Raw genomic sequence first — 23,475 nt, 5'->3', positions numbered from 1 at the left:
AAATTCAGCATTTGTTTTTTTTGCATAAGTAAACTTCTTTCCATTATCCGCCTTTTTTCCACTTTCACTTATATGACAGGAAAGGAGGAGTTTGTCACCTTTTCAGGCTGTACGCTTCACATGCAATACCCTCTTTTCACACACGCTTCCATGAAAGACACTTCGGCTTTTCTTCTTCACGTTCCATTTTCTTCATGTTCCAGACGACAACACGACCTACATAAATGGCGCAATGCCTATTTCTTAACAGGATGGTCTTCATCCTGACATTAACCGGGGAGAGTGAATTTTTAATGAAAAAAGTATGGGTTTCGCTTCTTGGAGGAGCTATGTTATTAGGGTCGGTAGCGTCTGGTGCATCTGCGGAAAGTTCCGTTTCGGAGCCAAATCAGCTTACGCCAACCTTCCACGCCGAGCAATGGAAGGCCCCTTCATCGTTATCAGGTGATGACATTGTATGGAGTTATTTGAATCGACAAAAGAAAACGCTGCTAGGTGCGGACAGCACCAGTGTCCGTGATCAATTTCGCATTATTGATCGCACGAGCGACAAATCTGGTGTAAGTCATTATCGGCTGAAACAGTATGTGAACGGGATTCCCGTATATGGAGCTGAACAGACAATTCATGTGGACAAGTCTGGTGAAGTCACCTCTTATCTGGGAGCCGTGATTACTGAGGATCAGCAGCAAGAAGCTACGGAAGGTACAACTCCGAAAATCAGCGCTACCAAGGCCGTATATACCGCTTATGAAGAAGCCGCTACACGGATTCAAGCCCTCCCTTCCTTCGACGATACGATCTCTAAAGATGCTAAGGAGCAAAGCAGTGTAAGTAAAGACACTTACACGGAAGCTGCTAACAACGAACAAACCACCTATATTGATAAAGACAAGCTGAGTCTTGAAAAAGCTGCTGATTTGAAGGACAGCAAAATTGAAGCTGTAGAAGCACAAAGTTCCATCGCTAAAATCGCCAATTTACAGCCTGAAGTAGATCCTAAAGCTGAGCTGTACTTCTATCCTACTGGCGATACGACGCGTCTGGTTTATGTAACAGAAGTTAATATTTTGGAGCCTGCGCCGCTGCGTACACGCTACATCATTGATGCCAATGATGGCAAGATCGTATTCCAGTATGACATCATTAATGAAGCGACGGGCACAGGTAAAGGTGTGCTTGGTGATACCAAGTCGTTCAACACTACGCAGTCCGGAAGCAGTTATCAGTTAAAAGACACAACACGCGGTAACGGAATCGTGACCTACACGGCCTCCAATCGTCAGACCATTCCAGGTACGCTCCTGACGGATGCCGATAACGTTTGGAATGATCCAGCCGGCGTAGATGCTCATGCTTATGCGGCCAAAACATATGATTACTATAAGGACAAATTCGGACGCAACAGTATTGACGGACGTGGCCTGCAACTCCGTTCGACGGTCCATTACGGCAGCCGCTACAACAACGCCTTCTGGAACGGCTCCCAAATGACTTATGGAGACGGGGACGGTACCACATTTATCGCTTTCAGTGGTGATCCTGATGTAGTTGGTCATGAACTCACGCACGGTGTTACAGAGTATACTTCGAATTTGGATTATTACGGGGAATCCGGTGCGTTGAACGAGTCCTTCTCGGACATCATCGGCAATGACATCCAGCGTAAAAACTGGCTTGTAGGCGATGATATTTATACGCCAAGCATTGCGGGTGATGCTCTGCGCTCTATGTCTAACCCTACCCTGTACGATCAACCAGACCACTATTCCAACTTGTATAAAGGCAGCTCTGATAACGGTGGCGTTCATACCAACAGCGGCATTATTAATAAAGCATATTATCTGTTGGCACAAGGTGGTACCTTCCATAACGTAACTGTAAGTGGAATTGGTCGTGACGCAGCTGTCCAAATTTACTATAGTGCCTTTACGAACTACCTGACTTCTACTTCCAACTTCTCCAATACACGCGCCGCTGTGGTGCAGGCAGCAAAAGACCTTTACGGTGCGAATTCAGCGCAAGCAACCGCAGCCGCCAAATCTTTTGACGCTGTAGGAGTTAACTAAATCATAATTGCAATCCCTCTTATTCATCCTCGTCCATAGACCATTGTCGTTGTGCAGCTGTCATCCAACCCAGCTCATAAAATGGACGAAAAAATAGGGGTGCAGTGTACAAGTCTGCGCCCCTTCCCCCTTATGTATATGGCGTCCCCCAGCGGGACGCTCTTTTTTTGTCTACATAGCGGATGCTCTAAAACCAGTATGCTATGGCCATTGCCATTGCGGAATCATTTACACTTCAACAAGACTATTTTCGATCAATTTCGACTAAATAAGACAAACACAATCTAAATAAGGGTCTTTAGTCTCATTTTGGAGTAATTTGTAATATACATCTTCTCGTCCTACATTCTCTGTGCTAATATCAGAGCCAAGACGATTTAATCACAAAAAAATAAAACTTGTTTTTTTGCATAAGTTTATTTTTTCATGATCTTCACGTTTTAAAAAAGCAGCAAGACCTACATACATGGCGCCGTGCCTAAAAAACAAAACAGGATGCACATCATCCTGACCTAAATTTGGGGAGAGTGGTTTTTAATGAAAAAAGTATGGGTTTCACTTCTTGGAGGAGCTATGTTATTAGGGGCTGTAGCACCTGGTGCCTCAGCAGCGGAGAATTCTGTTCCCGATCCTACTCAGCTTACACCAACCTTTCACGCAGAACAATGGAAGGCTCCTTCATCCGTATCGGGTGACAATATTGTATGGAGTTATTTGAATCGACAAAAGAAAACGCTGCTAGGTGCAGACAGCACCAGTGTCCGTGAGCAATTTCGCATTATTGATCGCACGAGCGACAAATCCGGTGTAAACCATTATCGATTGAAGCAATATGTAAACGGGGTTCCCGTATATGGAGCTGAGCAGACCATCCATGTGAATAAGTCAGGTAAAGTCACCTCTTATCTGGGCGCCGTCATTTCGGAGGATCAACAACAAGATGCCACTGAAGACACCACTCCAAAAATTAGCGCTACCCAGGCCGTCTATACCGCGTATGAAGAAGCCGCTATACGGATTCAATCCTACCCTTCCGTCACCGATAACGTTACTGAGGGTAGTCAGGATCAAGGCAGTGTAAGTAAAGACACTTACAGAGAAGCATCTAACAACGAAATATCCATCCCGGAACAAATTTCCATTGCCAAAATCGCCAATCTGGAGCCAAGTGTAGAACCTAATGCAGAACTGTACATCTATCCTGACGGTGAGACTACACGGCTGGTTTATGTGACAGAGGTTAATATTCTGGAGCCTGCACCTTTGCGTACACGCTACTTTATTGATGCCAAAGACGGAAAAATCGTATTCCAGTATGACATCCTCAACTACGCAACGGGCAACGGCCGCGGCGTGGATGGTGTAATGAAATCGTTCACGACTACAGCTTCCGGCAACGGATATCAGTTGAAAGACTCGACACGCAGTAATGGAATCGTAACCTACACCGCTGCCAACCGTCAGACAACGCCGGGTACGATTTTGACGGATGCGGATAATGTATGGGATGATCCGGCGGCTGTTGATGCCCATGCCTACGCTATTAGAACCTACGATTATTATAAAAATAAATTTGGTCGCAACAGCATTGATGGACGTGGCATGCAAATCCGTTCGACCGTCCATTACGGCAAAAAATATAACAACGCCTTCTGGAACGGCTCTCAAATGACATACGGCGACGGCGACGGCAAATTATTTACCTTTTTCAGTGGTGATCCCGATGTCGTGGGGCATGAACTCACCCACGGTGTCACAGAGTTCACCTCCAATCTGGAGTATTACGGTGAATCAGGTGCGCTGAATGAAGCCTTCTCAGATATTATGGGTAATGATATGGATGGCAGCAACTGGCTCCTTGGCGATGGCATTTATACGCCTAACATTCCGGGCGACGCTCTGCGCTCTCTATCCGACCCTGCAAAATATGGCCAGCCGGATCACTATTCCAATTTTTACCCTGACCCTAACAATGATGATGAAGGAGGAGTCCATACAAATAGCGGTATTATCAACAAAGCCTATTATTTGCTGGCACAAGGCGGTACATCCCATGGTGTAACGGTAACCGGTATCGGACGCGAAGCGGCTGTATACATCTACTATAATGCCTTTACGAACTATTTGACCTCTACCTCCAACTTCTCTAATGCGCGGGCTGCTGTTATACAGGCGGCCAAGGATTTCTATGGTACTGATTCGCTAGCAGTAACTAGCGCTATTCAATCCTTTGATGCTGTAGGAATCAAGTAAATCATATTCCGTATTCCTCGCAATTGATCCTCATTCAGTAGACAGAAGCCTGTTGTGTGGGTATCATCTGATCCTGCTCATAAGCGGACCAAAAATAGGGGTGCAGTGTAAGTCTGTACCCCTTCCTCCTTGAGTCTATGGCGTCCCGTTCAACGGGATGCCCCTTTTTTTCATCGTGATGCCTGTTCGACTATATGATTTTCTATTTATTCGACGAATTATGACAAAAAAATTAATATTTTGGGACTATCGAATCATTTTGGAGTTATTTGTAAGATAAATCTTCTCGTTCGACAATCTCTGTGCTAATATCAAAGCTTAGAAGATAGAATGGAAAAAAAATAATCCCCATTTTTTTGCATAAGGTAATTTCTTTCCATCCTCTTCGCATTCTTATCCATAATCTTTACGTTTCAAAGGAGCAACAAGACCTACATACATGGCAAAATGCCTATTCAACAGGATGATTTTCATCCTCACATTAACTTGGGAGAGTGAGTATTTAATGAAAAAAGTATGGGTTTCACTTCTTGGAGGAGCTATGCTATTAGGAGCAGTAGCACCCGGAGCATCCGCAGCGGAGAATTCTGTTGCCGAGCCCACTCAGTTTACGCCAACATTTCAAACGGTAGACTGGAAATCTCCTTCATCGCTATCAGGTGACAATCTGGTCTGGAGCTTTTTAAATCGACAACAGAAAAAATTAATGAGTATGGACAACAGCGGCACCAGTGCCCGTGAGCAATTTCGGATCGTGGATCGAACCAGTGATAAATTCGGTACGCAACATTATCGCCTAAAACAGTATGTGGACGGCATCCCCGTATTTGGAGCTGAACAGACGATCCATGTGAATAAGGCTGGTAAAATTACTTCTTATCTGGGAGCTGTCATTTCAGAAGATCAGCAAGCGGACGCTAAAGAAAATACAACTCCAAAAATTAGCGCTACTGAGGCCGTATATACTGCGTATGAAGATGCAGCTACACGCGTTCAATCTCTCTCTTCCTCTGCTAATACCGTTTCTGAACCTTCCGAGGACGTTAGCAGTGTAAGTAAAGACACCTACGCAGAAGCATCTAACAACGAAGGATATCCCTCTATTGACAAGGATAAGCTGGATCTGGAAAAAGAAGCTGAACTGAAAAATAGTAAATTGGAAGCGGTAGAGCCTGCGTCTGCACCTATCGCCAAAATCGCCAATCTGGAACCAAACGTGGACCCTAAGGCAGAGTTGTACATCTATCCCGATGGAGACACAACACGTCTGGTTTATGTAACGGAAGTTAATATTTTGCAGCCTACTTTACTGCGCACACGTTACTTTATTGATGCCAATGACGGCAAAATCGTGTTCAAGTATGACATCCTCAATGAAGTAATCGGCACAGGTCGTGGTGTACTCGGGGATACCAAAACGTTCGAAACAACAGCTTCCGGTAAAAAGTACCAATTGAAGGATGCGACTCGTGGTAAAGGCATCTTAACTTACAATGTTCACAATACCGAGACGCTTCCAGGCACCCTTTATACAAGTACAGATAACGTATGGAAAGATCCGGCTGCGGTGGATGCCCATGCTTATGCCATTCGCACCTATGATTATTATAAAGAAAAATTTGGACGCGACAGCATCGACGGACGTGGCATGGCTATTGCCTCGGCAGTCCATTACGGGGAAAAGAACTACAATAATGCCCACTGGGGCGGCACCCATATGCTATACGGAGACGGTGACGGCACGCTATTTGCCCCTTTCAGCAGCGACCTTGAAATTGTTGCTCACGAGCTGACTCACGGCGTGACCGAGCATTCATCCGGGCTGGTGTATTTCGCTGAATCTGGCGCACTGAGTGAAAGCATCTCGGATATTATCGGTAACGACATTGAGCGTACCAACTGGGATTTTGGCAAAGTCGCTTATACACCAAAAATTAAGGGTGACGCAATCCGCTCCCTTTCCGATCCTGTCAAATACGGTCAGGTAGATCACTACAGCAATTTTTATCCTGACCCGAATAACGAGGATTATGGTGGGACCCATATTAATAGCGGTATTATTAATAAAGCCTACTATCTACTGGCACAGGGCGGTACCTTTCATGGTGTCAAGGTAGATGGAATCGGACGTGATGCAGCCGTATATATTTACTATAATGCCTTTACTAATTACCTGACCTCCACTTCTAACTTCTCCACTGCACGCGCCGCCGTTATTCAGGCAGCCAAGGACAGCTATGGTGAAAATTCAATAGCAGTCATTTCTGCCATTAAGTCCTTTGACGCTGTAGGTGTGAAATAAGTTGAGCTTAAACAAGCAATCTTCTGGCTCTACTTAGGATGTACAAAAAGAGGGCGATATTACCATTACAAGTGTGCCCTCTTCCCCCTCATGTATACGGCTTCCCTTCATCGGGACGCCTTTTTCTTGTTTTATGCAAATTCGCAATCCTGTGCAGAGGTCTTTTAATCGTGCCCGATTGCAATCCACAGAATCAAACCTTCACAAACCGAACCTGCATGTCTGCGTTCCACAGTGAACACCGCCGAATCTCTCTGACAATTCGTTACAGATACTATTACCCCAGGCATGCTCGCATTACCTGTGATTGCATAACGTACATCCTGGAATGGCTGCTCAAACACAATGCTCACATCATCCCTGTCCGCTTCTGCGGGAATGTAAAAAGGAATGCTGCCAAACCGTGTTGAGGCCACTCTTGAATTAAATGTATGCTCACGAAGAAGCCCGTCATCATAAGTCACGTTAAGCGGAGGTTCGTCATCATCCGTAAAAGCAGCAGCAGGCTTGTCAGCGGACAACGCTACCCGCTGCTGCTTGAGGCGATGCCTGCCTTCAGCAATGTGAATACTGGTAATGGAGCAATCCAGCAACGATTCCTGCTCTGACTGACCTCTGTATGCTATAGACGATATGCCTTCTTCTGTATTATGTTCCGTATCTGCCTCAGGCACAGACAGCAGCAGTACAGACGCCCGGTTCATCAGCATGGCTTCCTCCAGTGTCTTGGGAAGCTTATGCTTCCGCCATGCTGCTTCATCCACAGTGATAGGGTCATGAGCTGGAGCATGGATATCCACCATTGGCTTTACACTTGCCGTTTCCCGCTGGATCGGTTTGCCGGATACGGAAGACGTTTTATTTTTGTCTATTCGAGGGGAGGGAACCGCGTTGGAAGGGTTACGCCGCGCTGTTCTTTTATCCTTACTATTATGGTTCATACGATGGTTCATAATGAACGCTCCTTTGGACAGGAGTGAACCAGCGGTCGCTCCGCTTCATTCACCCGGCTGGGAATTATGCTAATGCCTATACGATAGCCTATGCTCACAGCTGGGCTCATGTCACTACGTTACGCAATCCAGCATGATTTGCGCCCAGCGCTGTGCTGAATGCTGCCATAAAAATCGTTTTCGCACCTCGTTAAGCCCGGCCTCTCCCATGCGCCGCCGCAATTCAGGCTGCTGAAGCAGTCCGATGACGGCAGCGGCCATTTCCTGCTCCCCCTGAGATGGCGAAACAAGCCAGCCCGTCTCCCCGTGCCGTACAATCTCCGGAATGCCGCCTGTATGGGAAGCAACTACGGGCACGCCTGCGGCCATCGCCTCCAGATTGACCAGCCCGAAGGCCTCATCTCTCACCGAAGGAACAACGGTCACATCGGCCAACTGATATAGCGAGGCCAATGCCGGATGGGGAACATAGTCGAGAAACTTGACGTGCTTTCCCATCCTGAGCTTACGCGTCTGCCGATGCAGCGACACCGAGTAAGGCGTGAGGCGATCCTGCCCGTAATAGGCGCTGCCCGCAATGAGCAGCAGCACATCCGGGCAGGTACGGGCGATGCGCGGCAGGGCCTTGAGCAGCCGATGAACGCCTTTACCCGGTACCAGCCTGCCCGCGTAGAGTACGATGCGACGGCCTTCCCAGCCGAAATCGTTCAGCCGTGCCGCTCTGACCGCTTCTGCCGCAGGGGTCCAGCGCGGCAGGAAATCGCCGGGATGAATGCCCAGCTCATTTATAGCGATGCGTTGCCTGACAGCATCAGAGCTGTCAGCGGTCACGGCTGCCCGCATGTAGGCGCTGTTCACGATGATCCGCTCCATCAGCTGCAGAGATCGATCCACTTCCTTCCGTTTGAGGTGCGGCTCCCGGATGAAAGTGGTCGAATGCAAAGTTAGCACGACCCGGCTATCGGGCAAAGCGTTGTGAATCGCATATGCCGCAGCCGGGCGGTTGTGTACATCCACCACCGCAGGTGACCATCTTTTCAGGTCAGCAATCACCTCGGGAATATAACTTGGCCCCTGCTTATAACGTATGCATGGCACCCCGTCCACATCGGCGTTATCCGGTACCTCTTCTCCCCGTATGCCATATATCTGTACCTGAAGCTTATCGCTGGCCAGCGGTACCGTATGGGCAATAACCCGCTCCACCGAGCTGCTGCGGGGCGAAGGTATAACAAAAGAGCCCGGTGTAATAACTGCTACCTTCGGCCTCTGCATCAGCCCTGCACCTTCTTTCCTCTTTGATTCAAGCTCTCTCCTGCAAATTCTCTTCAACACTCATGGTGTATCATATCGTCCCCCTGCCTGAAAGGTGCCTGGCTCCTCACTTTGGGCAAGCAGCAAGGCTACCGTCCATGCCTGGCCGATCTTTGATACATATGATGGACTAGAACCACTGAATTGTCAGTTGGAGTCACAACAAGGAAGGGCGGACATACCCATGCTGCATGTCGGCGTCATGCTCAACCCGGCAACGTACCGGGGCATCCCCGCCATGAGGACCGGATATGAATCACTCGCCAATTACGTGGACGCCGGGTTGAGCCATGAGCTAATCCCCTGCTTTCTTCGTTTGGAGGAAATTCATATACCGACCGGAACATGCCGGGCTTTTGTTAAACACGGTAACGGCTATCAGCAGATGACTCTCCCGTTGCCACGGGTCATCCACAATCGGACTCTCTATCGGCAAAACGAAAACGCCCGTGAAATCAACAGACTGGTGCAGAACGGAATTTATATCTTTAATGAACAAAACCGTTTCCGTAAGGACCACATACATGCGATATTGCAGGAAGACCCTCTGCTGCACCCCCATCTTCCGCGAACGCTACAAGGCAATCCGGCTTCGATTCGTACCTTGATGAAGCAGACCGGAGATGTCATCATCAAACCAAGCAGCGGGAGCATCGGTAGAGGAATTATGCGCCTGAGACATTCCCGTAGTGACTGGACTTTACAATGCGCACATCCCGCTGTACCCGATCGCTGGACTACACTGCGCCTGCATGCTGGAGAACTGCCTTCATTTCTGCACAAGCGGCTGTTGCATAGTCCTCATATCGTGCAGGAAACTTTACCGCTCGCTTTGTATAACAACCGCCCTTTTGATATTCGCGTGACGGTTCAACGCGGATATGGCAGCATTTGGAGCGTAACGGGCATGTTTGCCAAAATTGCTCCCTCCCACACCTTCGTTTCCAATGTGGCGCAGGGTGGCTCAGCCCGTTTCTTGCCAGAGGTGCTGTCACAGGTACAAACGGCTCAGCCAATGAACGCAGCCCGTCTGATGAATGAATTGGAAAGGCTCGCGTTGCAAATCGTCCATAGGCTGGCACAAAACCTTCCCCGGCTCGCCGATGTCGGTCTGGACCTGGGCATTACGCAAGAAGGCAAGATTGTTTTTATCGAATGCAACGGTCGCGATCAGCGCTACGGATTCAGCCAGGCGGGCATGAACAATGTCTGGAAAGAAACGTACACTCAGCCGATGGCTTACGCACGTTGGCTTCTCGAACGGATGCCCCCGGCGGACACCGCCCGTTCACTCGACCGTCCACTGTATTGATTTACGTCACATTCTGTGTCAATATAATTCAGAGCGGCCGGACATGTTCCGGCCAAGACGGCTCGGAAATGAACAAGGGGGATCTGAAATGGCAAAACAGTGGCTGCGGCTCATGACTGAGCTATCATCGCGCAAGTGGGTGTGCCGGGTTGTGGGTTCCTTCGCGCAAAGCGGTGCAAGCCGACTTTTTATCCCCACCTTTATACGTACGTACCAGATCCAGACGCATGAGGCTGAACAGGAATGGAAGGAATACCGTTCCCTGAACGCCTATTTTACACGCAAATTAAAAGCGGGCATGCGCCCGATTGATACGAACGCCGAGGTGATGACCAGTCCGGTGGATGCGCGGATTACGTTCACTGGCCCAATTACGTCCGGCACTATTTTGAATGTCAAAGGTCAGGACTATACGCTGGATGAGTTGCTTAACCGTTCGCCGCGTCTTGAGAAATACACGCACGGCTATGCCTTTGTGCTGTATCTCAGCCCGACCGATTATCATCGTATTCATGCGCCGGTATCCGGTACACTGGTGGAGAAGGAGCATTTGCGCGGCAAGGTATATCCGGTGAATGACTTCGGCTTACAGCACATGAGAGCGGTTCTGAGCCGCAATGAACGGCAGATTACGTACATAGCCCATGAATACGGCGAGGTGGCGGTCGTCAAGGTTGGCGCGATGAATGTAAGCAGCATCAAATACACCGATGATGAAGCTGTCTCATGGGAAAAAGGCGAGGATCTCGCATATTTCGAGTTTGGATCAACCGTCGTTTTGCTGACCGAAAACGGCACGTTTGATCCTGACCCTGCGCTGAAGCTGGGAGATGTGGTTAGAATGGGGCAGCGTCTCGGTTGCTTCCGGCACGATCCCAAAGTGTAAGCACGTTTGCCGTTACAGCATGACAACAGCAACATATATGATAAAGGACCCGACATCATTGCTCAGGTCCTTTTTTGTGTTTATCTTTTTATTCGTTATAGGAAATATGCTCAGAACCACACGTTCACCGCTCCGTCGCTTGGCTACAGCCTGTCCACCCGCTCATTCCTTCACCTGATCTCGGATGGACTTTTCCCCGTGTACTGCTTGAATTGGCGGCTGAAGAAAAAAATATCGCGGTATCCCAAAGCCTCTGCCACCTCAGTCACATTCATTCCGGCATGTAGTAACAGATGCTGTGCGCGCTCAATTCGCATGCTGATGATATGAGATTGAGCGGAAACACCCAGCAACTCCTTGAATTTGATTGAAAAATAGCGCGGTGACAGCCCTGCCCGTGCCGCCAAATCCTCGACGCGATGAGGAAGCCCGGGATGCTGGCGCACATAATTGGCCGTTTCCCGGATGACCTCGGTGAGCTGGTGGCTGGCCGACCGCTCCTGCGGCTCCTTGCGGTCGGCACGCAGCAGATGTATCATGAGCTGCTTCAGGATTAGCCTGCACTCCTCCTCGGCCCCGTAAGCACGTTCCAGGCGCAGACGGACGTACCTGGCAAGCATATGCTCCACCTCGATCGTTTCCTCCAGCATACGATAGCTTGCAGGTATGATCTCCGGCTGCTCGGTAAGATCAAAATGAATATAGGTAAGTATTAGCGGCTTTTGCGGGTTATGTGTAGCTCGGGTATCATCCCCCGGCTTGAACAGGAAGCAGCTTCCTTTGCTTACCGGATAGGACTCCCCGTTCAATACAACCGTTCCTTCACCGCTCCATACATAAAATAAATCATAGTTTGGCATCGGCCTTTCACGCACCTGCCATTTCCAGCCCGGCTCGCACACAATTTTGGCAAAGGCGGACAACAGGATGAACGATGACGCAGACGTATCCAGCAAAATCTGCACCTCCTTATGCTATTCTTTCGTTGTCCCTGATCCCGTTAAATTATAATATAAGCGCAGACCAGCCATTACGCAAAAAATAAAGCCTTCTTTTTCAGGAGCGCTTTTGCGTGACGCTTACCGTGTGTGATGCTATAATATGTAATCAAAATGACTTGGAAGGATGAAACCGGAATGAATCCACTGGCAGCGCAGTTAAACCGCAACATTCAGGCAAGCAACGAGCATGTATATGAAATGCTTTCTCTTTTAGGTAAAGAGATTTATTTCCCAAAAGAAGGAATTTTGAGTCAATCCGCAGAGGCGGGGAAACTTGCCAAGAAGTACAACGCTACGATTGGTATTGCTACCGAGGGCAGCGGCCCTATGCATTTGGGGGTCATTCAGGAGAAGCTGTCCGCATACAGCCCCAAGGACCTGTACCCTTATGCCCCCCCTGCGGGCAAGCCTGAACTGCGTAGTGTATGGCGGGAAAAAATGCTGAAGGAAAACCCGTCGCTCGCTGGAAAAAGCTACGGCCTACCGGTGGTTACGAACGCGCTGACTCATGGATTGAGCATCGTTGCCGACCTGTTTACGGATGAAGGGGATGCTGTCATTTATCCGGACAAGAACTGGGAAAATTATGAGCTGACCTTCGGTATTCGCCGTCATGGACGATTGGTGAATTTCCCGTTGTTCACAGAGGATCAACGTTTTAATAGTGAGGGGTTACGTGAAGCGCTGCTGGCGCAGAAGGAATACGGCAAAGCCATCGTTGTGCTGAACTTCCCGAACAACCCGACCGGCTATACACCGGGAATCGAAGAGGGCAAAGCGATTGTTGCTTCCATTCAGGAAGCAGCAGAAGCAGGCATCAATGTCGTAGTTGTGACGGATGACGCTTATTTTGGCCTGTTCTTCGAGGATTCGCTGCATGAATCGCTATTCGGCCAGTTGGCTGGACTTCATCCAAGAATTTTACCAGTCAAAATTGACGGAGCTACCAAAGAAGAATTCGTTTGGGGCTTCCGTGTCGGATTTATTACCTTTGCTTCGGAACATCAGGACGTGCTGAGCGCACTGGAGCAAAAAACACTGGGAATTATACGGGCAACGATTTCCAGCGGCCCTCACCCGTCGCAAACCTTCGTGCTGGATGCTCTCAAATCACCGGATTTTGAGCAACAGAAGGAAGAAAAGTTCCAAATCATGAAAGGCCGGGCCAACAAGGTCAAGGCGTTACTTGATAGCGGAAAATACGGAGATGTATGGAGTTACTATCCTTTCAACTCGGGTTATTTCATGTGTCTCAAGCTGAACGGCTTGTCCGCCGAACAATTGCGCACACATCTGCTGGAGCAATATGGGGTGGGAACGATTGCGCTGGGTGAGCATGATCTCCGTATCGCATTCTCCTGTATCGAGGAAGAATATCTGGAAGACTTGTACGACATTGTGTATCGTGGTGTGCAAGACTTATTGAACGCCTAATCTAATCGGTCGGTACTAACTGGTTAGAGTTATAGCTGGATGGAGCGGTGTGCCGGATGTTGCGGCATACCGTTTTTTTATATCCCCTGCTGAACGATTCATTCACAACTCAAAGCACTTATCCCTCAGCAGCCAGCAAAGATTATTGTGCCAGCGGCAGCAAAATGATAACCTCCGTACCCGCTCCCGGCTCGCTCTCATACCGTATACTGCCGTTCATCGCTTCAATCATGCGAAAGGAGACTGCTGTTCCCAGCCCTGTTCCTACTTCTTTGGTCGAAAAAAACAAAGTGCCTACCCGCTCCAGATGTTCCGGGCTCATGCCTTTTCCAGTATCCTTGATATTCAGACATGCCTTCTCTTCCTGAACTGCCAGCTTTATGTCTACCTCGCCTCCATCTTCCGCAGCCTCAATCGCATTTTTCGTGATATGAATTAACGCCTGCAACAGTTGATTACGATCCGTATGTAGATATATATCATTCCTTAACTCCGTCTGCATTCTTACGCCTTGCTTGGTCGCCATCGGTTTCAGGAGCAGAACAATCTGTTGAACCATGCCGGACAGATCCATCAGCTCTGTCTTCCCAATCTGCGGCTTGGATAAATTCAAATAGTCGCTAATGATTCTTTCAGCCCGATCCACCTCCGCCAGCGCCAGCGCCATATATCTGCGGTTTTTCCCTTCCAGCCCTGACTGAACCATTTGCAGAAACCCTTTAACGACTGTCAACGGATTTCGAACTTCGTGAGCCATGGAGGCGGCCAGTTCCCCTAACGTATTGAGACGTTCAGCATATTTGATCTTTTTTCTCATCTCTTCCCGCTCCAGACTAAACTCCATCCAGCAAGAGGCGGCTCCGATACTTAGAAATTGAATTATAGCAAACCAGAGAACCCCCTTGAACAGCTCGGCTTCATCCTGATCCAGTCTGCCGTTGGCCCAGGAATGCATCATAAGAATAACCAGCATAATCACATTCATCCATACACTCATGAGCAAGTTTATCCACACTCGGGGCAGCATACCTTTGAGCTGCATAAATCTTTTTCTCACCAAGAGAGGTACGAGATAACATAGCAGCATGCTAATCAGCCCCACCCCGATGGAATCAGGTCCAACATAAATGCGAGCCATCACCATGAGTGTTATATTCACCAGTCCTGCTCCGGGTCCAAAATATAAAACGGAGAGGATCAGCGGAACATATCGGAGATCCCAAAACAAGCCATACCAGCTATACGAGAAAATAAGACAAAGCACAGAAGAGATACCCAGCACCCCTCCCATGAGCAATGGGGCATGTTTCATATGTCGATGATCCGATAAAGTGCTATACACCAGCAAGGGTACAAAAACCAGAAATATATTCACGAGCAGCTTGTCTGCCAGCATCTCGTTGTTCCCACTTTCCAAGTGATAATGATTACATACTTCTTCTATTCTCGACAAAACGTGGCTTTTCCTCTCTATTCCCCCCTATCCGTTGAAAAAAATAAGGCGATCCGGCAATGTACCTCCACATTGGCCCAAGCAATACGAAAATGCGCTTCATAATATACGGTGTATCCTACATCACGATGACCGAGAGGAGAATGAGCATGGGAGCAGAAGAAACAAGAGGCGGTTACGGTGGTTACGGTGGTTTCGGCGCATTCACAAGCACAGGAACGATTCTGGTGCTGTTCATTTTGTTAGTGATCATCAGCAAAACGATTTTCATTTAAGCAGACGGACATCTGCGCCCACGGCTGACAAATAGCAGCTTCCCACGAAAAAAGGTTATTCTGCAAACAGCCCTTGCTGCTTGCGGAATAACCTTTGCTTTATCCACACAGGATTAAACTTCTTCTTCATCTTGACCGTCCAGGCGCCATTTCTTCGCCTGAGCGCCTCGTACCAGGTATACTACCAACACTCCACCAGCCAGCGTAAGCAGCATGGAGATCATCCCTTCAGTTCCTCTCAACAAAAAAGGAAGCCACAGGACGACCGCAACCGGCAACAGCAGCCGGACAACAAAGTCCAGGAAAGACGCGCGGCGGGTATGTGCAGGAAGCGGATAGAGCTGGAGCCATAGCGAATCCTTGTGGTACTGCCTTAGCGAAGTAATCTGCACGCCGATCAGGAATATAAAAAATATATACACAGCGATACCGATCCAGCTCGTATGCGTGATCCATATAATCAACAGGCCGAGGATACCCAGTCGTATCACCATCCCCACAGGCTCTGTGCGCACAAAGGTCTTGAACAGCAGGTAACGATAAGCTCCCCTTTTGTCCCACGGTATGTTACCACCCAACCAGGACAACCAGCGACGCGGAGTCACTCTCTGCGTAAGGGCCGGCACATCAACAAACCAGCCCAAGGTACGCATCACACGGGCAGCCTGAATACCTTCTGTGCGGATCAGGGTTTCCCATGCCACCAGCAGTTTGACCGGAAAACGCAGGACAAGCACGTACACCACACCTACCAGTATGATAAACGGCAAGCTGCGCAGCGGAGGCTGCCACAGCCATGCGGCTACCAGCAGCACTGCCAGCGCCCAGCGAAGCAGACGATACCCCATACTCGCGCCGCGCGATACCATGCGCAGCTCCTGCCAGCCGCCATAGCTGAACAGCAGCTTCAGCAGCACGAACAGCAGTATGGTCAGCAGCAGTGACTTAGGCGCAGTGTCGCTGCGGATATACAGCGGCCACGCGATCACAAGCAGCAACAGCAGGCCGAATATTTTGTACACTACGCCACGGATACGGCTGGACTTAAAATATTGGTGCATCGCATACTCCTGCGGACGCAGGAAGACGATATCGGCTTCATTCAAATACGTACGGAAGCTCACATGAGCGACCGGAACAGCTACAATGAGCATAATCCAGCGGATGGGCAAATCCGGCGGGATATGCATAATCAACGACGTGTACCATGCGGCAAAGGCAATCAGCGCAAAGCCGAAGACGACCGCCAGACCGCTCTGAATGACATAGCCGAGATAAGGCAGCACTTGTCCCCAGAACGCAACACGTCTTTCTTTATGTATACGTTGCAAATCCATGCTCATTCCCTGCCCTGTACCAGCTCATAAAATGCATCTTCCAGCGGCATGCCCGGCTTACCCGCCTGTGCTGTCACTTCGTCCAGCGTGCCCTGTGCAATGATGGCACCCTGATGAAGCACAATGAAACGATCACAATAATTTTCAATCGTGGACAAAATATGAGAACTAAGTAAAATGGACGAGCCCGAGCGCTTCATTTCCAGCATAAAATCAAGCAGGGAACGAATACCGAGCGGGTCCAGACCCAAAAATGGCTCATCAATCACATACAGCGGCGGCCCCGCCAAAAATGCGCACATAATCATCACTTTCTGGCGCATCCCTTTGGAAAGATGCATCGACATGCTTCCGCTCTTATCCCGCATACGGAACAAGTCCAGCATTTGGTCACTGCGGGTGCGGAAATCAGCTTCACTGACTCCATACGCTCTGGCGGTGAATTCCATATGCTCCATCACGGTCATTTCGGGATACAGCTCTGGAGACTCGGGTACAAAAGCAATGGCTCCCTGATACTGCTCGGGATTTTCCGCCTGCTTATGTCCCTGCACGCGGATTTCTCCCGCCTGCGGTGTCATCAGTCCCAAAATATGCTTCATCGTCGTACTTTTCCCGGCTCCGTTCAGACCGATCAGCCCCACCATTTCGCCCGGCTTTACATCCAGAGAAATCTGGTGCAGCACCGGGCGCTTGGCGCTGTATCCGCCTGTCAGTCCATTAATTTGCAATACAGGCTGTTGTTCCATGGCTCCCCCTCTTCTCACTTATCCGTTCGGTTTTGACCCTTTTTCCTTCAGCCATCTTGGTGCTCCCTTATTTTTACGATCACGCTCGCGCTGCGCTTTCCCTGCTTTGGACAAAGCTGCTCCTTTGCTCTTGCCTGGAGCCGAGCTATTTGCCGCAGTTCTGCCAGGACGACCGTTCTCACCGCGGGCAGGTGCCTTGCGGCTTTCCACTGGTGCTCCGTCAGAAGTAGGTCTGGCTTCGGATGGCCTTGCAGGCGCTCGCTTGGCATCCACCGGACGCGGCACGACAACCCGGCCTCCGTGCAACGCACGCTCCGCAATGTCGATGCCCAGTTCACGGGAAAATTTACGCATGATGAATGTTTCACGGTCGGTAACAACCGACGCAACCAATCCTTTACGTCCCATTCGTCCGGTCCGTCCTGCACGGTGAACATAAGCCTGACTGTCCGTAGCCGGATCAAAATGGATCACCATCTCCAGTCCCTCAATATCCAGACCACGGGCTGCCACATCGGAAGCAATCAGCACCTTGAGCTTGTCCGCACGAAACTGGGCCAGCACGTTGGTACGTGTAACTTTGTCCGCATCACCGTACAGGGATGCTGTAGTCAGTCCCATATGCTTGAGCTTGGCCTCAATCTCCCCGATGGCATTGGTTGTATTGACGAACACCAGTGCTTTTCTCGGATTAAAATGACGCACCAGTCGGCGCAGCATGTCCACCTTATCCCGTTCTTCGGATACAAAGTAGTAGTGTTCCAAACCGCTGGCCGTCTTCTGGTCAGGATCAATCCCGATTTCCACGTAATCCTGCATTTCCCGCTTTGCCAACGCTTGAATTTCGTCGTTCAGCGTCGCGGACAAAAATACTAACTGACGGTCACGCTGGGCAGTGCCCAAGATGTTCGTGACATCGCCTGCTCCCCCGAGCTGGAACATCTGATCCACCTCATCGATGACGATGGTTGTAATGTTGTGCATTTTCAGCTTCTTGGAAGCGATAAGTTCCCGTACACGTCCCGGTGTGCCAACCACAAGCTGCGGATGGTCCTTCAGCTTCTCGATCTGGCGCTTGACTGCCGCTCCACCGATCAGGCCGAGTACACGGATGCCGCGATGCTCCCCATAACGCTGACCTTCGCGTACAATTTGCATCGCCAGCTCCTGACTGGGAGCCAGGATCAGCTTTTGCGTAGCCTTTTTCTGCGGGTCAATGGCTTGCAGCAGCGGCAGCAAATAAGCCAGCGTCTTCCCTGTGCCGGTCTGCGAACGCGCCAATACATGCCTGCCCTTGATCATTTCTGGTATAGCCTGCGCCTGAACTGGCGAAGGCTGCGTAATCTCATGCTCAGCCAGCTTGGTCAACAGGTCTTGTTCAACGCCGAGCGATTCAAAATTCAATGTCATGAAAAGGTCCAACCCCTATACGTAAATTCGTTACTCTCCATTATATGCGAAAACAGCCCTGCAACCAAATGCAGATATTTAGTCCCGCCCTCCTTTGCTACGAAATAACAAAAAAAAGATGTCCCTCCACCATCACATGGCTTGCGGGACATCCTTTATTTTTTGTTCATCACGCCATGGCCCAGCCTGTCGGTCAGTCTGGGAGCAAGCTGATACAGCTTGAGAAAAGGAGAGATCCACCGTGGCAGATTAACCTCCTCCTTGCGAAGCTCCATCGCTCTCACGATGTGCTGCGCCACCTTGTCCGGCTTTAGCATAAACCAGCCTACATTACGGACATATCCGCCCGAAGGATCAGCGAGGTCAAAAAACGGCGTGTCAATCGGTCCGGGATTAATCGTCGTTACCGTAACTCCGCTCCCGCGCAGCTCCTGCCGAAGCGCATTGCTGAACCCTAGCAGCGCATGCTTCGTTGCTGTGTAGGAGGACGATTTGGCTGTCCCGATTTTTCCCGCCATGGATGCCACATTGACGATCTGACCTGTACCTCTTGCCGTCATTTGCGGCAGAAACGCCTTGATACAACGGACAGCACCCATATAGTTCACATCCATCATTTGTTCAAACTCTGTCAGGTCTGTCTCATGAAAATACTCAAACTTCCCGTAACCTGCGTTGTTGAGCAAAATATCGACCCGTCCGTACTGCTCCATCACACGGGCAGCCACGGCCTCTACCTGCTCCTGACGAGTGACATCCAGAGGGATCAGCTCATGCCTGCCGCTAATTCCCGCCGACACTTGATCCAACCGTTCCTGCGAACGCGCTGTCAAAATAGGAATCGCGCCCTTTTCGCTCAGCAACCGTGCGCAAAGGGCGCCAATTCCACTGGATGCCCCTGTAATGACAACCACCTTGTTTTGCAATGTACTCATGGTCATCCCTCCATATTAAAGAAACCTGCTTCTTTAATATTAAGAGATCATCACCTGAATATCCAGCTCACCGATTCCTTCCATCGTAAGCGGAATATAAAGGGCACGCTGAGGTACGAAGGAGGTCAAGTTTTCCGACTTCATGACCTGCGGAGGCGTAATGTCGACTACAATCCCCTGATTGGACAAAATCGTGCTGGCATTACCGCTGATCATATTGCCCAATTCCGAAATGGCGCTTTTGCCCATCTCATCAATTTCAGTCAAAACGAATCCGCCCATCATCGCCGAAACCATGCGCAACGCTACCTGTTCATTCAGGCCGAACACAATATTTCCGCTAAGCTGTCCGGTCATCCCGATCATAATCCAAATATGGTCTTCCACCAGCTCGACATTTTTCACACCGAGATCGCCGGGTGAGGGAGAGATTTGGATCAATTGTTCAATGACCCGCCGCGCCGACTCCAAAAAAGGATTTATCACTTCTGCCTTCACGATCATTGCGCCCCTTTACGATGGGCTTTTAGACACACAACAAAAGTCCCATTTTAATTAGAATTTTATTTTTCAAAATGATGCATAACGAATCAACCTTCAGTAAAATACTCTCTCTATCACTTATCGACAGCTATCCAGCAATTTTTTATAGCCGAATCACAAAAAATGTGAATAATGTCCTATTCCATTGCTTTCCATCGAATTCAAATGGGTTACTTTTGATGTATAGCAGGACTTTAGTCTTTATTTTCCAATATACCATACTTCACTGTGTTCTGCTTCGATTCATTGCCCTTCCCGCTCGAATAACCTATAATTTAATGAAATAAGCATAACGATGGTTTTACATATGCACATGTGGATTTGTGAAAAATCCTCAGGCTGTGCTGCTGCGACAGAATTAAGAAAAGAGAGGAGGAACTTCATGAACATCAGTCAACTTGAAACACTTATCATGATTTCCAAAACGATGAGCTTCCGCAAAGCCGGAGAACTTCTCAATTTGACGCAGCCGGCGGTATCCGCCCAAATCAAAAGTCTGGAGGACGAGTTCAAGACCATTCTGATCGACCGCAACCAACCCGTCACCCTGACCGACCGAGGGGCTGTTTTTTTGGAACATGCAGAGCGGATCTTGAGTGTTGTCGAGGAACTACGACAAAAATTGTACGATCTGAACGAAACGCCGCAGGGTCATATTGCGCTGGGCACTACGACGTCCATCGCCATTCAAATTTTACCACGTGTACTTTCCTACTTTCAGGATCAATTCCCGCTCATCAAAACCTCCATTCAATCCATGGCTTCCTCCATGATTTATCAACAGGTGGAAAACGGGCTTATTGATGTTGGCATCGGTTACTTGATCGAACGTAATCCAAATTTGAGCACTTCGATTTTGTATTACGATTCCTTTGAGCTTGTCGTATCGCCCACTCATCCGCTGGCCTCCCAACCGCATGCTACCATTGAAGCCCTTCGGGAAATTCCACTTATTCTGCTCTCACCCGATACGGTAGGACGAAAATTCGTGGACGATGTATTTAAAAAACACCAAATTGTGCCTCATGTCGTGATCGAATTGTCCAGCAGCGAGGAAGTCAAACGGATGGTCGAGATCAATCTGGGCGCTGCCATTATATCCAGGCTGTCGGTCACTCCCGAGCTACGTGCGGGTACATTGAAAATGATCCAGATTACCGAGCTGGAGGTTAGCCATCCGGTGGGAGTCATTTATAAATCCGGCCGATATCTGAACTCCGCTATGCAGCAGTTTCTAAGCGATCTAAAGGGTATGCCGGAAACCAATTTTATTAGTTCTGAATAGCGCACTCCGCTAGAAACACCATACGAAATACAAACCTTAAATACGAGAGGACGACATTCTATGAAATTTGATCTGCACACCCATCATTTCCGCTGCGGTCATGCAGACGGAAATATTCGGGACTATATCGAAGCAGGCATTCAGTCCGGTTTACAGGCAATTGGTATTTCAGACCACTCCCCCTTCTTATGCAGCGAGCAGGATCAGGCTTTTCCGAAAATTTATATGGCGAAATCACAGCTTGCCGAGTACGTAGAAGAGGTACAGCAGCTACAGAAGGAATACGAAGGCCGTATTGACGTGCTGCTCGGATTGGAAACAGATTATTTTCCTGATTTTGCAGAACTGTACCGTTCCACCCTGGCCCCTTATCCGTTCGACTACCTCATTGGGTCGATCCACAACGTTGAGGGAGACAGCATTTTTAATCGTAGCCGTTGGAATGACGTAAGTGATGCACGCAAAATCGAGGTCAAACAAGCTTACTATGCGCTCATTCAGGAATCTGCGCGGAGCGGTATGTTTCAGATTTTGGGTCATATCGACGCGATGAAGGGGAATTTCCCGGCTTTCTCAGATATTCCTGCCGATGAAGCGATTGATGAAACCTTGAAAGTGATTGCAGAATCCGATGTTGCCATTGAAATTAACACATCAGGCAAAACCAAGCTCAGTGGCGGATGGTACCCGTCCGTTCCTATTTTAGAAAGAGCGCATCATTTTGGCGTAGAGGTCACTTTTGGTTCAGATGCCCATAAACCTGCTCGGGTAGGCGATGATTGGGACGAAGTGAAGGCGATGCTGAAGGATATTGGCTTCCGCGAATGGGTTTATTTTAAACAAAAACGTAAAATTTCGGTGCCGCTTTAAAATTTGTTTAGGGTGGGAATTGCCGCTTCGCTGCCAACCACCTTAAACCGCACGGCTCCATTATTTTAAATATTATTTACATTTTACGACATCTATGTGTGAGGAGAATTACATATGTATCTGGAAGACCCGATGGACAAGATCAAAAAGCTAAAGCACGATATCACGCGTTTTATGCTGATCTATAAATTTGCACTCGACGAAATGGAAACCAAGATTGAAATACTAAAGCAGGAATTTCAGGCGTTGCACGATTATAGCCCTATTGAGCATACCAAATCGCGCCTCAAATCCCCTGAGAGCATCATGAACAAAATGCTTCGTAAAAATAGTGAGCTTTCCCTCGCTGCCGTCAAGGATAACATTAAGGATATCGCGGGACTACGCATTACCTGCTCTTTTATTTCGGACATTTATGATGTAAGTGACATGTTACAGAGACAAAGTGATTTGAAGGTGCTGGAGGTCAAGGATTACATCAAAAATCCCAAACCAAACGGTTACCAAAGTCTGCATCTGTTGATCCAGGTTCCTGTATTCATGTCCGACTGCCAGGAGCTGGTCTGCGTAGAGGTACAAATTCGGACGATTGCGATGGATTTCTGGGCCAGTCTGGAGCATAAAATCTTTTATAAATACAACCAGTCCGTTCCTGAAAGCCTGACACGCGAATTAAAAAATGCGGCAGATTCAGCCAATGCGCTTGACCTCCAAATGGAACGTCTCCACCGTGAAATTAAAGAGATTAAAGACGCCCAAGGTGAAGAAGACTCTATTGAAGAGATTCGGAAGATTATCATTAATAATCAGCAATTTTCGGTGCCAGCCAACTTTTTGAAGCTGCTCGGAGAGTAATTGGACAGGCTTCGTTAGTGATTTCATCGCTACGCGAATGATTTGATCTTACGATCGCTGTTGCAACGGGATTCTCAGGTTTGTATAAGCCCTTTAAAGGATAGAATCCCATTGCAAAGGCGAACGCTTACGCATATTCGACACCTCTATAAAATTGATTATCAATAAGCATCTGTAGGCTGATCCAATCACCTCCAAGTGTCTTTAGAAACAGTTTGCCGTTAATTAATCTTCCCGTT

19 protein-coding genes are annotated in these 23,475 nt (G+C 48.8%); 10 read left to right on the top strand and 9 right to left on the bottom strand.

From position 1 onward, the window contains the following. Positions 1 to 293 precede the first annotated feature (293 nt). The 3 genes from ABH897_RS18085 to ABH897_RS18075 all read left to right on the top strand — a co-directional run bounded on the left by ABH897_RS18085 (position 294) and on the right by ABH897_RS18075 (position 6,624). Positions 294 to 2,069 (top strand): M4 family metallopeptidase, encoded by a 1,776-nt coding sequence (locus tag ABH897_RS18085; RefSeq protein ID WP_283653133.1) that lies wholly within the window; start codon positions 294 to 296, stop codon positions 2,067 to 2,069. 537 nt (positions 2,070 to 2,606) lie between these two features. Beyond that, entirely contained in the window at positions 2,607 to 4,322 is a 1,716-nt protein-coding gene (locus tag ABH897_RS18080) for a M4 family metallopeptidase (RefSeq protein WP_283653134.1), read from the top strand. Between the two features lie 505 nt (positions 4,323 to 4,827). After that, on the top strand, positions 4,828 to 6,624 hold the full coding sequence (locus ABH897_RS18075) for a M4 family metallopeptidase (protein WP_283653135.1): 1,797 nt from the start codon (positions 4,828 to 4,830) through the stop codon (positions 6,622 to 6,624). A gap of 164 nt (positions 6,625 to 6,788) precedes the next feature. Here the strand turns inward: ABH897_RS18075 and ABH897_RS18070 are convergent, their stop codons facing one another. Both ABH897_RS18070 and ABH897_RS18065 read right to left on the bottom strand, forming a co-directional pair. After that, entirely contained in the window at positions 6,789 to 7,577 is a 789-nt protein-coding gene (locus tag ABH897_RS18070; protein WP_283653136.1) for a WIAG-tail domain, read from the bottom strand. A gap of 114 nt (positions 7,578 to 7,691) precedes the next feature. Beyond that, the gene (locus ABH897_RS18065) at positions 7,692 to 8,852 is read right to left on the bottom strand and encodes a glycosyltransferase family 4 protein (protein WP_404592531.1); all 1,161 of its coding nucleotides are present in this window, start codon (positions 8,850 to 8,852) and stop codon (positions 7,692 to 7,694) included. 223 nt (positions 8,853 to 9,075) lie between these two features. On the opposite strand from ABH897_RS18065, the gene ABH897_RS18060 reads away from it, so the two are divergent. Further along, a complete protein-coding gene (locus ABH897_RS18060; protein WP_404592530.1) occupies positions 9,076 to 10,203 on the top strand; it encodes a YheC/YheD family endospore coat-associated protein in 1,128 nt (375 codons plus the stop codon). A gap of 88 nt (positions 10,204 to 10,291) precedes the next feature. Then, positions 10,292 to 11,089, top strand: a complete 798-nt coding sequence (asd, locus tag ABH897_RS18055) for an archaetidylserine decarboxylase (protein ID WP_283653139.1) — start codon at positions 10,292 to 10,294, stop codon at positions 11,087 to 11,089. Positions 11,090 to 11,259: 170 nt separating this feature from the next. Here asd and ABH897_RS18050 read toward each other — a convergent pair whose 3' ends face one another. Continuing rightward, positions 11,260 to 12,045 (bottom strand): helix-turn-helix domain-containing protein, encoded by a 786-nt coding sequence (locus ABH897_RS18050; RefSeq protein WP_404519564.1) that lies wholly within the window; start codon positions 12,043 to 12,045, stop codon positions 11,260 to 11,262. A 180-nt stretch (positions 12,046 to 12,225) separates the two neighbouring features. Here ABH897_RS18050 and ABH897_RS18045 point away from each other — a divergent pair, with 180 nt between their 5' ends. Further along, entirely contained in the window at positions 12,226 to 13,524 is a 1,299-nt protein-coding gene (locus tag ABH897_RS18045; RefSeq protein WP_404592557.1) for an aminotransferase class I/II-fold pyridoxal phosphate-dependent enzyme, read from the top strand. 142 nt (positions 13,525 to 13,666) lie between these two features. On the opposite strand, the gene ABH897_RS18040 is transcribed toward ABH897_RS18045, so the two are convergent. Further along, positions 13,667 to 14,977, bottom strand: a complete 1,311-nt coding sequence (locus ABH897_RS18040; protein WP_283653141.1) for an ATP-binding protein — start codon at positions 14,975 to 14,977, stop codon at positions 13,667 to 13,669. A gap of 149 nt (positions 14,978 to 15,126) precedes the next feature. Between ABH897_RS18040 and ABH897_RS18035 the strand changes: the two genes are divergently transcribed. Then, positions 15,127 to 15,252 (top strand): hypothetical protein, encoded by a 126-nt coding sequence (locus ABH897_RS18035; protein WP_014277794.1) that lies wholly within the window; start codon positions 15,127 to 15,129, stop codon positions 15,250 to 15,252. A 113-nt stretch (positions 15,253 to 15,365) separates the two neighbouring features. Here the strand turns inward: ABH897_RS18035 and ABH897_RS18030 are convergent, their stop codons facing one another. The 5 genes from ABH897_RS18030 to ABH897_RS18010 all read right to left on the bottom strand — a co-directional run bounded on the left by ABH897_RS18030 (position 15,366) and on the right by ABH897_RS18010 (position 20,181). Continuing rightward, a complete protein-coding gene (locus ABH897_RS18030; protein WP_404581095.1) occupies positions 15,366 to 16,589 on the bottom strand; it encodes an ABC transporter permease in 1,224 nt (407 codons plus the stop codon). 2 nt (positions 16,590 to 16,591) lie between these two features. After that, positions 16,592 to 17,338 (bottom strand): ABC transporter ATP-binding protein, encoded by a 747-nt coding sequence (locus ABH897_RS18025; protein WP_025685414.1) that lies wholly within the window; start codon positions 17,336 to 17,338, stop codon positions 16,592 to 16,594. Between the two features lie 18 nt (positions 17,339 to 17,356). Further along, entirely contained in the window at positions 17,357 to 18,748 is a 1,392-nt protein-coding gene (locus ABH897_RS18020; protein ID WP_283653143.1) for a DEAD/DEAH box helicase, read from the bottom strand. Between the two features lie 155 nt (positions 18,749 to 18,903). After that, positions 18,904 to 19,683 carry an SDR family NAD(P)-dependent oxidoreductase gene (locus ABH897_RS18015; protein WP_283653144.1) on the bottom strand — a complete coding sequence of 260 codons (780 nt, stop codon included), beginning with the start codon at positions 19,681 to 19,683 and terminating at the stop codon, positions 18,904 to 18,906. Between the two features lie 39 nt (positions 19,684 to 19,722). Next, complete coding sequence (locus ABH897_RS18010) at positions 19,723 to 20,181, bottom strand: chemotaxis protein CheX (RefSeq protein ID WP_283653145.1); 459 nt, start codon at positions 20,179 to 20,181, stop codon at positions 19,723 to 19,725. 427 nt (positions 20,182 to 20,608) lie between these two features. Between ABH897_RS18010 and ABH897_RS18005 the strand changes: the two genes are divergently transcribed. The 3 genes from ABH897_RS18005 (at position 20,609) to ABH897_RS17995 (ending at position 23,236) form a co-directional block, all read left to right on the top strand. Next, positions 20,609 to 21,511: a LysR family transcriptional regulator gene (locus ABH897_RS18005; RefSeq protein WP_014277800.1), complete on the top strand. Its 903-nt coding sequence runs from the start codon at positions 20,609 to 20,611 to the stop codon at positions 21,509 to 21,511. Positions 21,512 to 21,571: 60 nt separating this feature from the next. Continuing rightward, positions 21,572 to 22,381, top strand: a complete 810-nt coding sequence (locus tag ABH897_RS18000) for a histidinol-phosphatase (protein ID WP_283653146.1) — start codon at positions 21,572 to 21,574, stop codon at positions 22,379 to 22,381. 114 nt (positions 22,382 to 22,495) lie between these two features. Then, entirely contained in the window at positions 22,496 to 23,236 is a 741-nt protein-coding gene (locus ABH897_RS17995; RefSeq protein WP_283653147.1) for a GTP pyrophosphokinase, read from the top strand. The last annotated feature ends 239 nt before the right edge of the window (positions 23,237 to 23,475 follow it).

Source organism: Paenibacillus sp. RC73 (assembly GCF_044908085.1).
Lineage (GTDB): Bacteria > Bacillota > Bacilli > Paenibacillales > Paenibacillaceae > Paenibacillus > Paenibacillus terrae_A.
Note: the sequence above shows the minus strand (reverse complement) of the source record. Positions and strands in the feature narration are given on the sequence as shown.

Bases quoted from the DNA above. Each gene is read 5' to 3' on its own strand.
- ABH897_RS18005 (WP_014277800.1), top strand. From the start codon at position 20,609: ATGAACATCAGTCAACTTGAAACACTTATCATGATTTCCAAAACGATG.
- ABH897_RS18000 (WP_283653146.1), top strand. From the start codon at position 21,572: ATGAAATTTGATCTGCACACCCATCATTTCCGCTGCGGTCATGCAGAC.
- ABH897_RS18080 (WP_283653134.1), top strand. From the start codon at position 2,607: ATGAAAAAAGTATGGGTTTCACTTCTTGGAGGAGCTATGTTATTAGGG.
- ABH897_RS18060 (WP_404592530.1), top strand. From the start codon at position 9,076: ATGCTGCATGTCGGCGTCATGCTCAACCCGGCAACGTACCGGGGCATC.
- asd (WP_283653139.1), top strand. From the start codon at position 10,292: ATGGCAAAACAGTGGCTGCGGCTCATGACTGAGCTATCATCGCGCAAG.
- ABH897_RS17995 (WP_283653147.1), top strand. From the start codon at position 22,496: ATGTATCTGGAAGACCCGATGGACAAGATCAAAAAGCTAAAGCACGAT.
- ABH897_RS18070 (WP_283653136.1), bottom strand. From the start codon at position 7,577: ATGAACCATCGTATGAACCATAATAGTAAGGATAAAAGAACAGCGCGG.
- ABH897_RS18025 (WP_025685414.1), bottom strand. From the start codon at position 17,338: ATGGAACAACAGCCTGTATTGCAAATTAATGGACTGACAGGCGGATAC.
- ABH897_RS18065 (WP_404592531.1), bottom strand. From the start codon at position 8,852: ATGCAGAGGCCGAAGGTAGCAGTTATTACACCGGGCTCTTTTGTTATA.
- ABH897_RS18035 (WP_014277794.1), top strand. From the start codon at position 15,127: ATGGGAGCAGAAGAAACAAGAGGCGGTTACGGTGGTTACGGTGGTTTC.
- ABH897_RS18020 (WP_283653143.1), bottom strand. From the start codon at position 18,748: ATGACATTGAATTTTGAATCGCTCGGCGTTGAACAAGACCTGTTGACC.
- ABH897_RS18085 (WP_283653133.1), top strand. From the start codon at position 294: ATGAAAAAAGTATGGGTTTCGCTTCTTGGAGGAGCTATGTTATTAGGG.
- ABH897_RS18045 (WP_404592557.1), top strand. From the start codon at position 12,226: ATGAATCCACTGGCAGCGCAGTTAAACCGCAACATTCAGGCAAGCAAC.
- ABH897_RS18015 (WP_283653144.1), bottom strand. From the start codon at position 19,683: ATGAGTACATTGCAAAACAAGGTGGTTGTCATTACAGGGGCATCCAGT.
- ABH897_RS18075 (WP_283653135.1), top strand. From the start codon at position 4,828: ATGAAAAAAGTATGGGTTTCACTTCTTGGAGGAGCTATGCTATTAGGA.
- ABH897_RS18030 (WP_404581095.1), bottom strand. From the start codon at position 16,589: ATGGATTTGCAACGTATACATAAAGAAAGACGTGTTGCGTTCTGGGGA.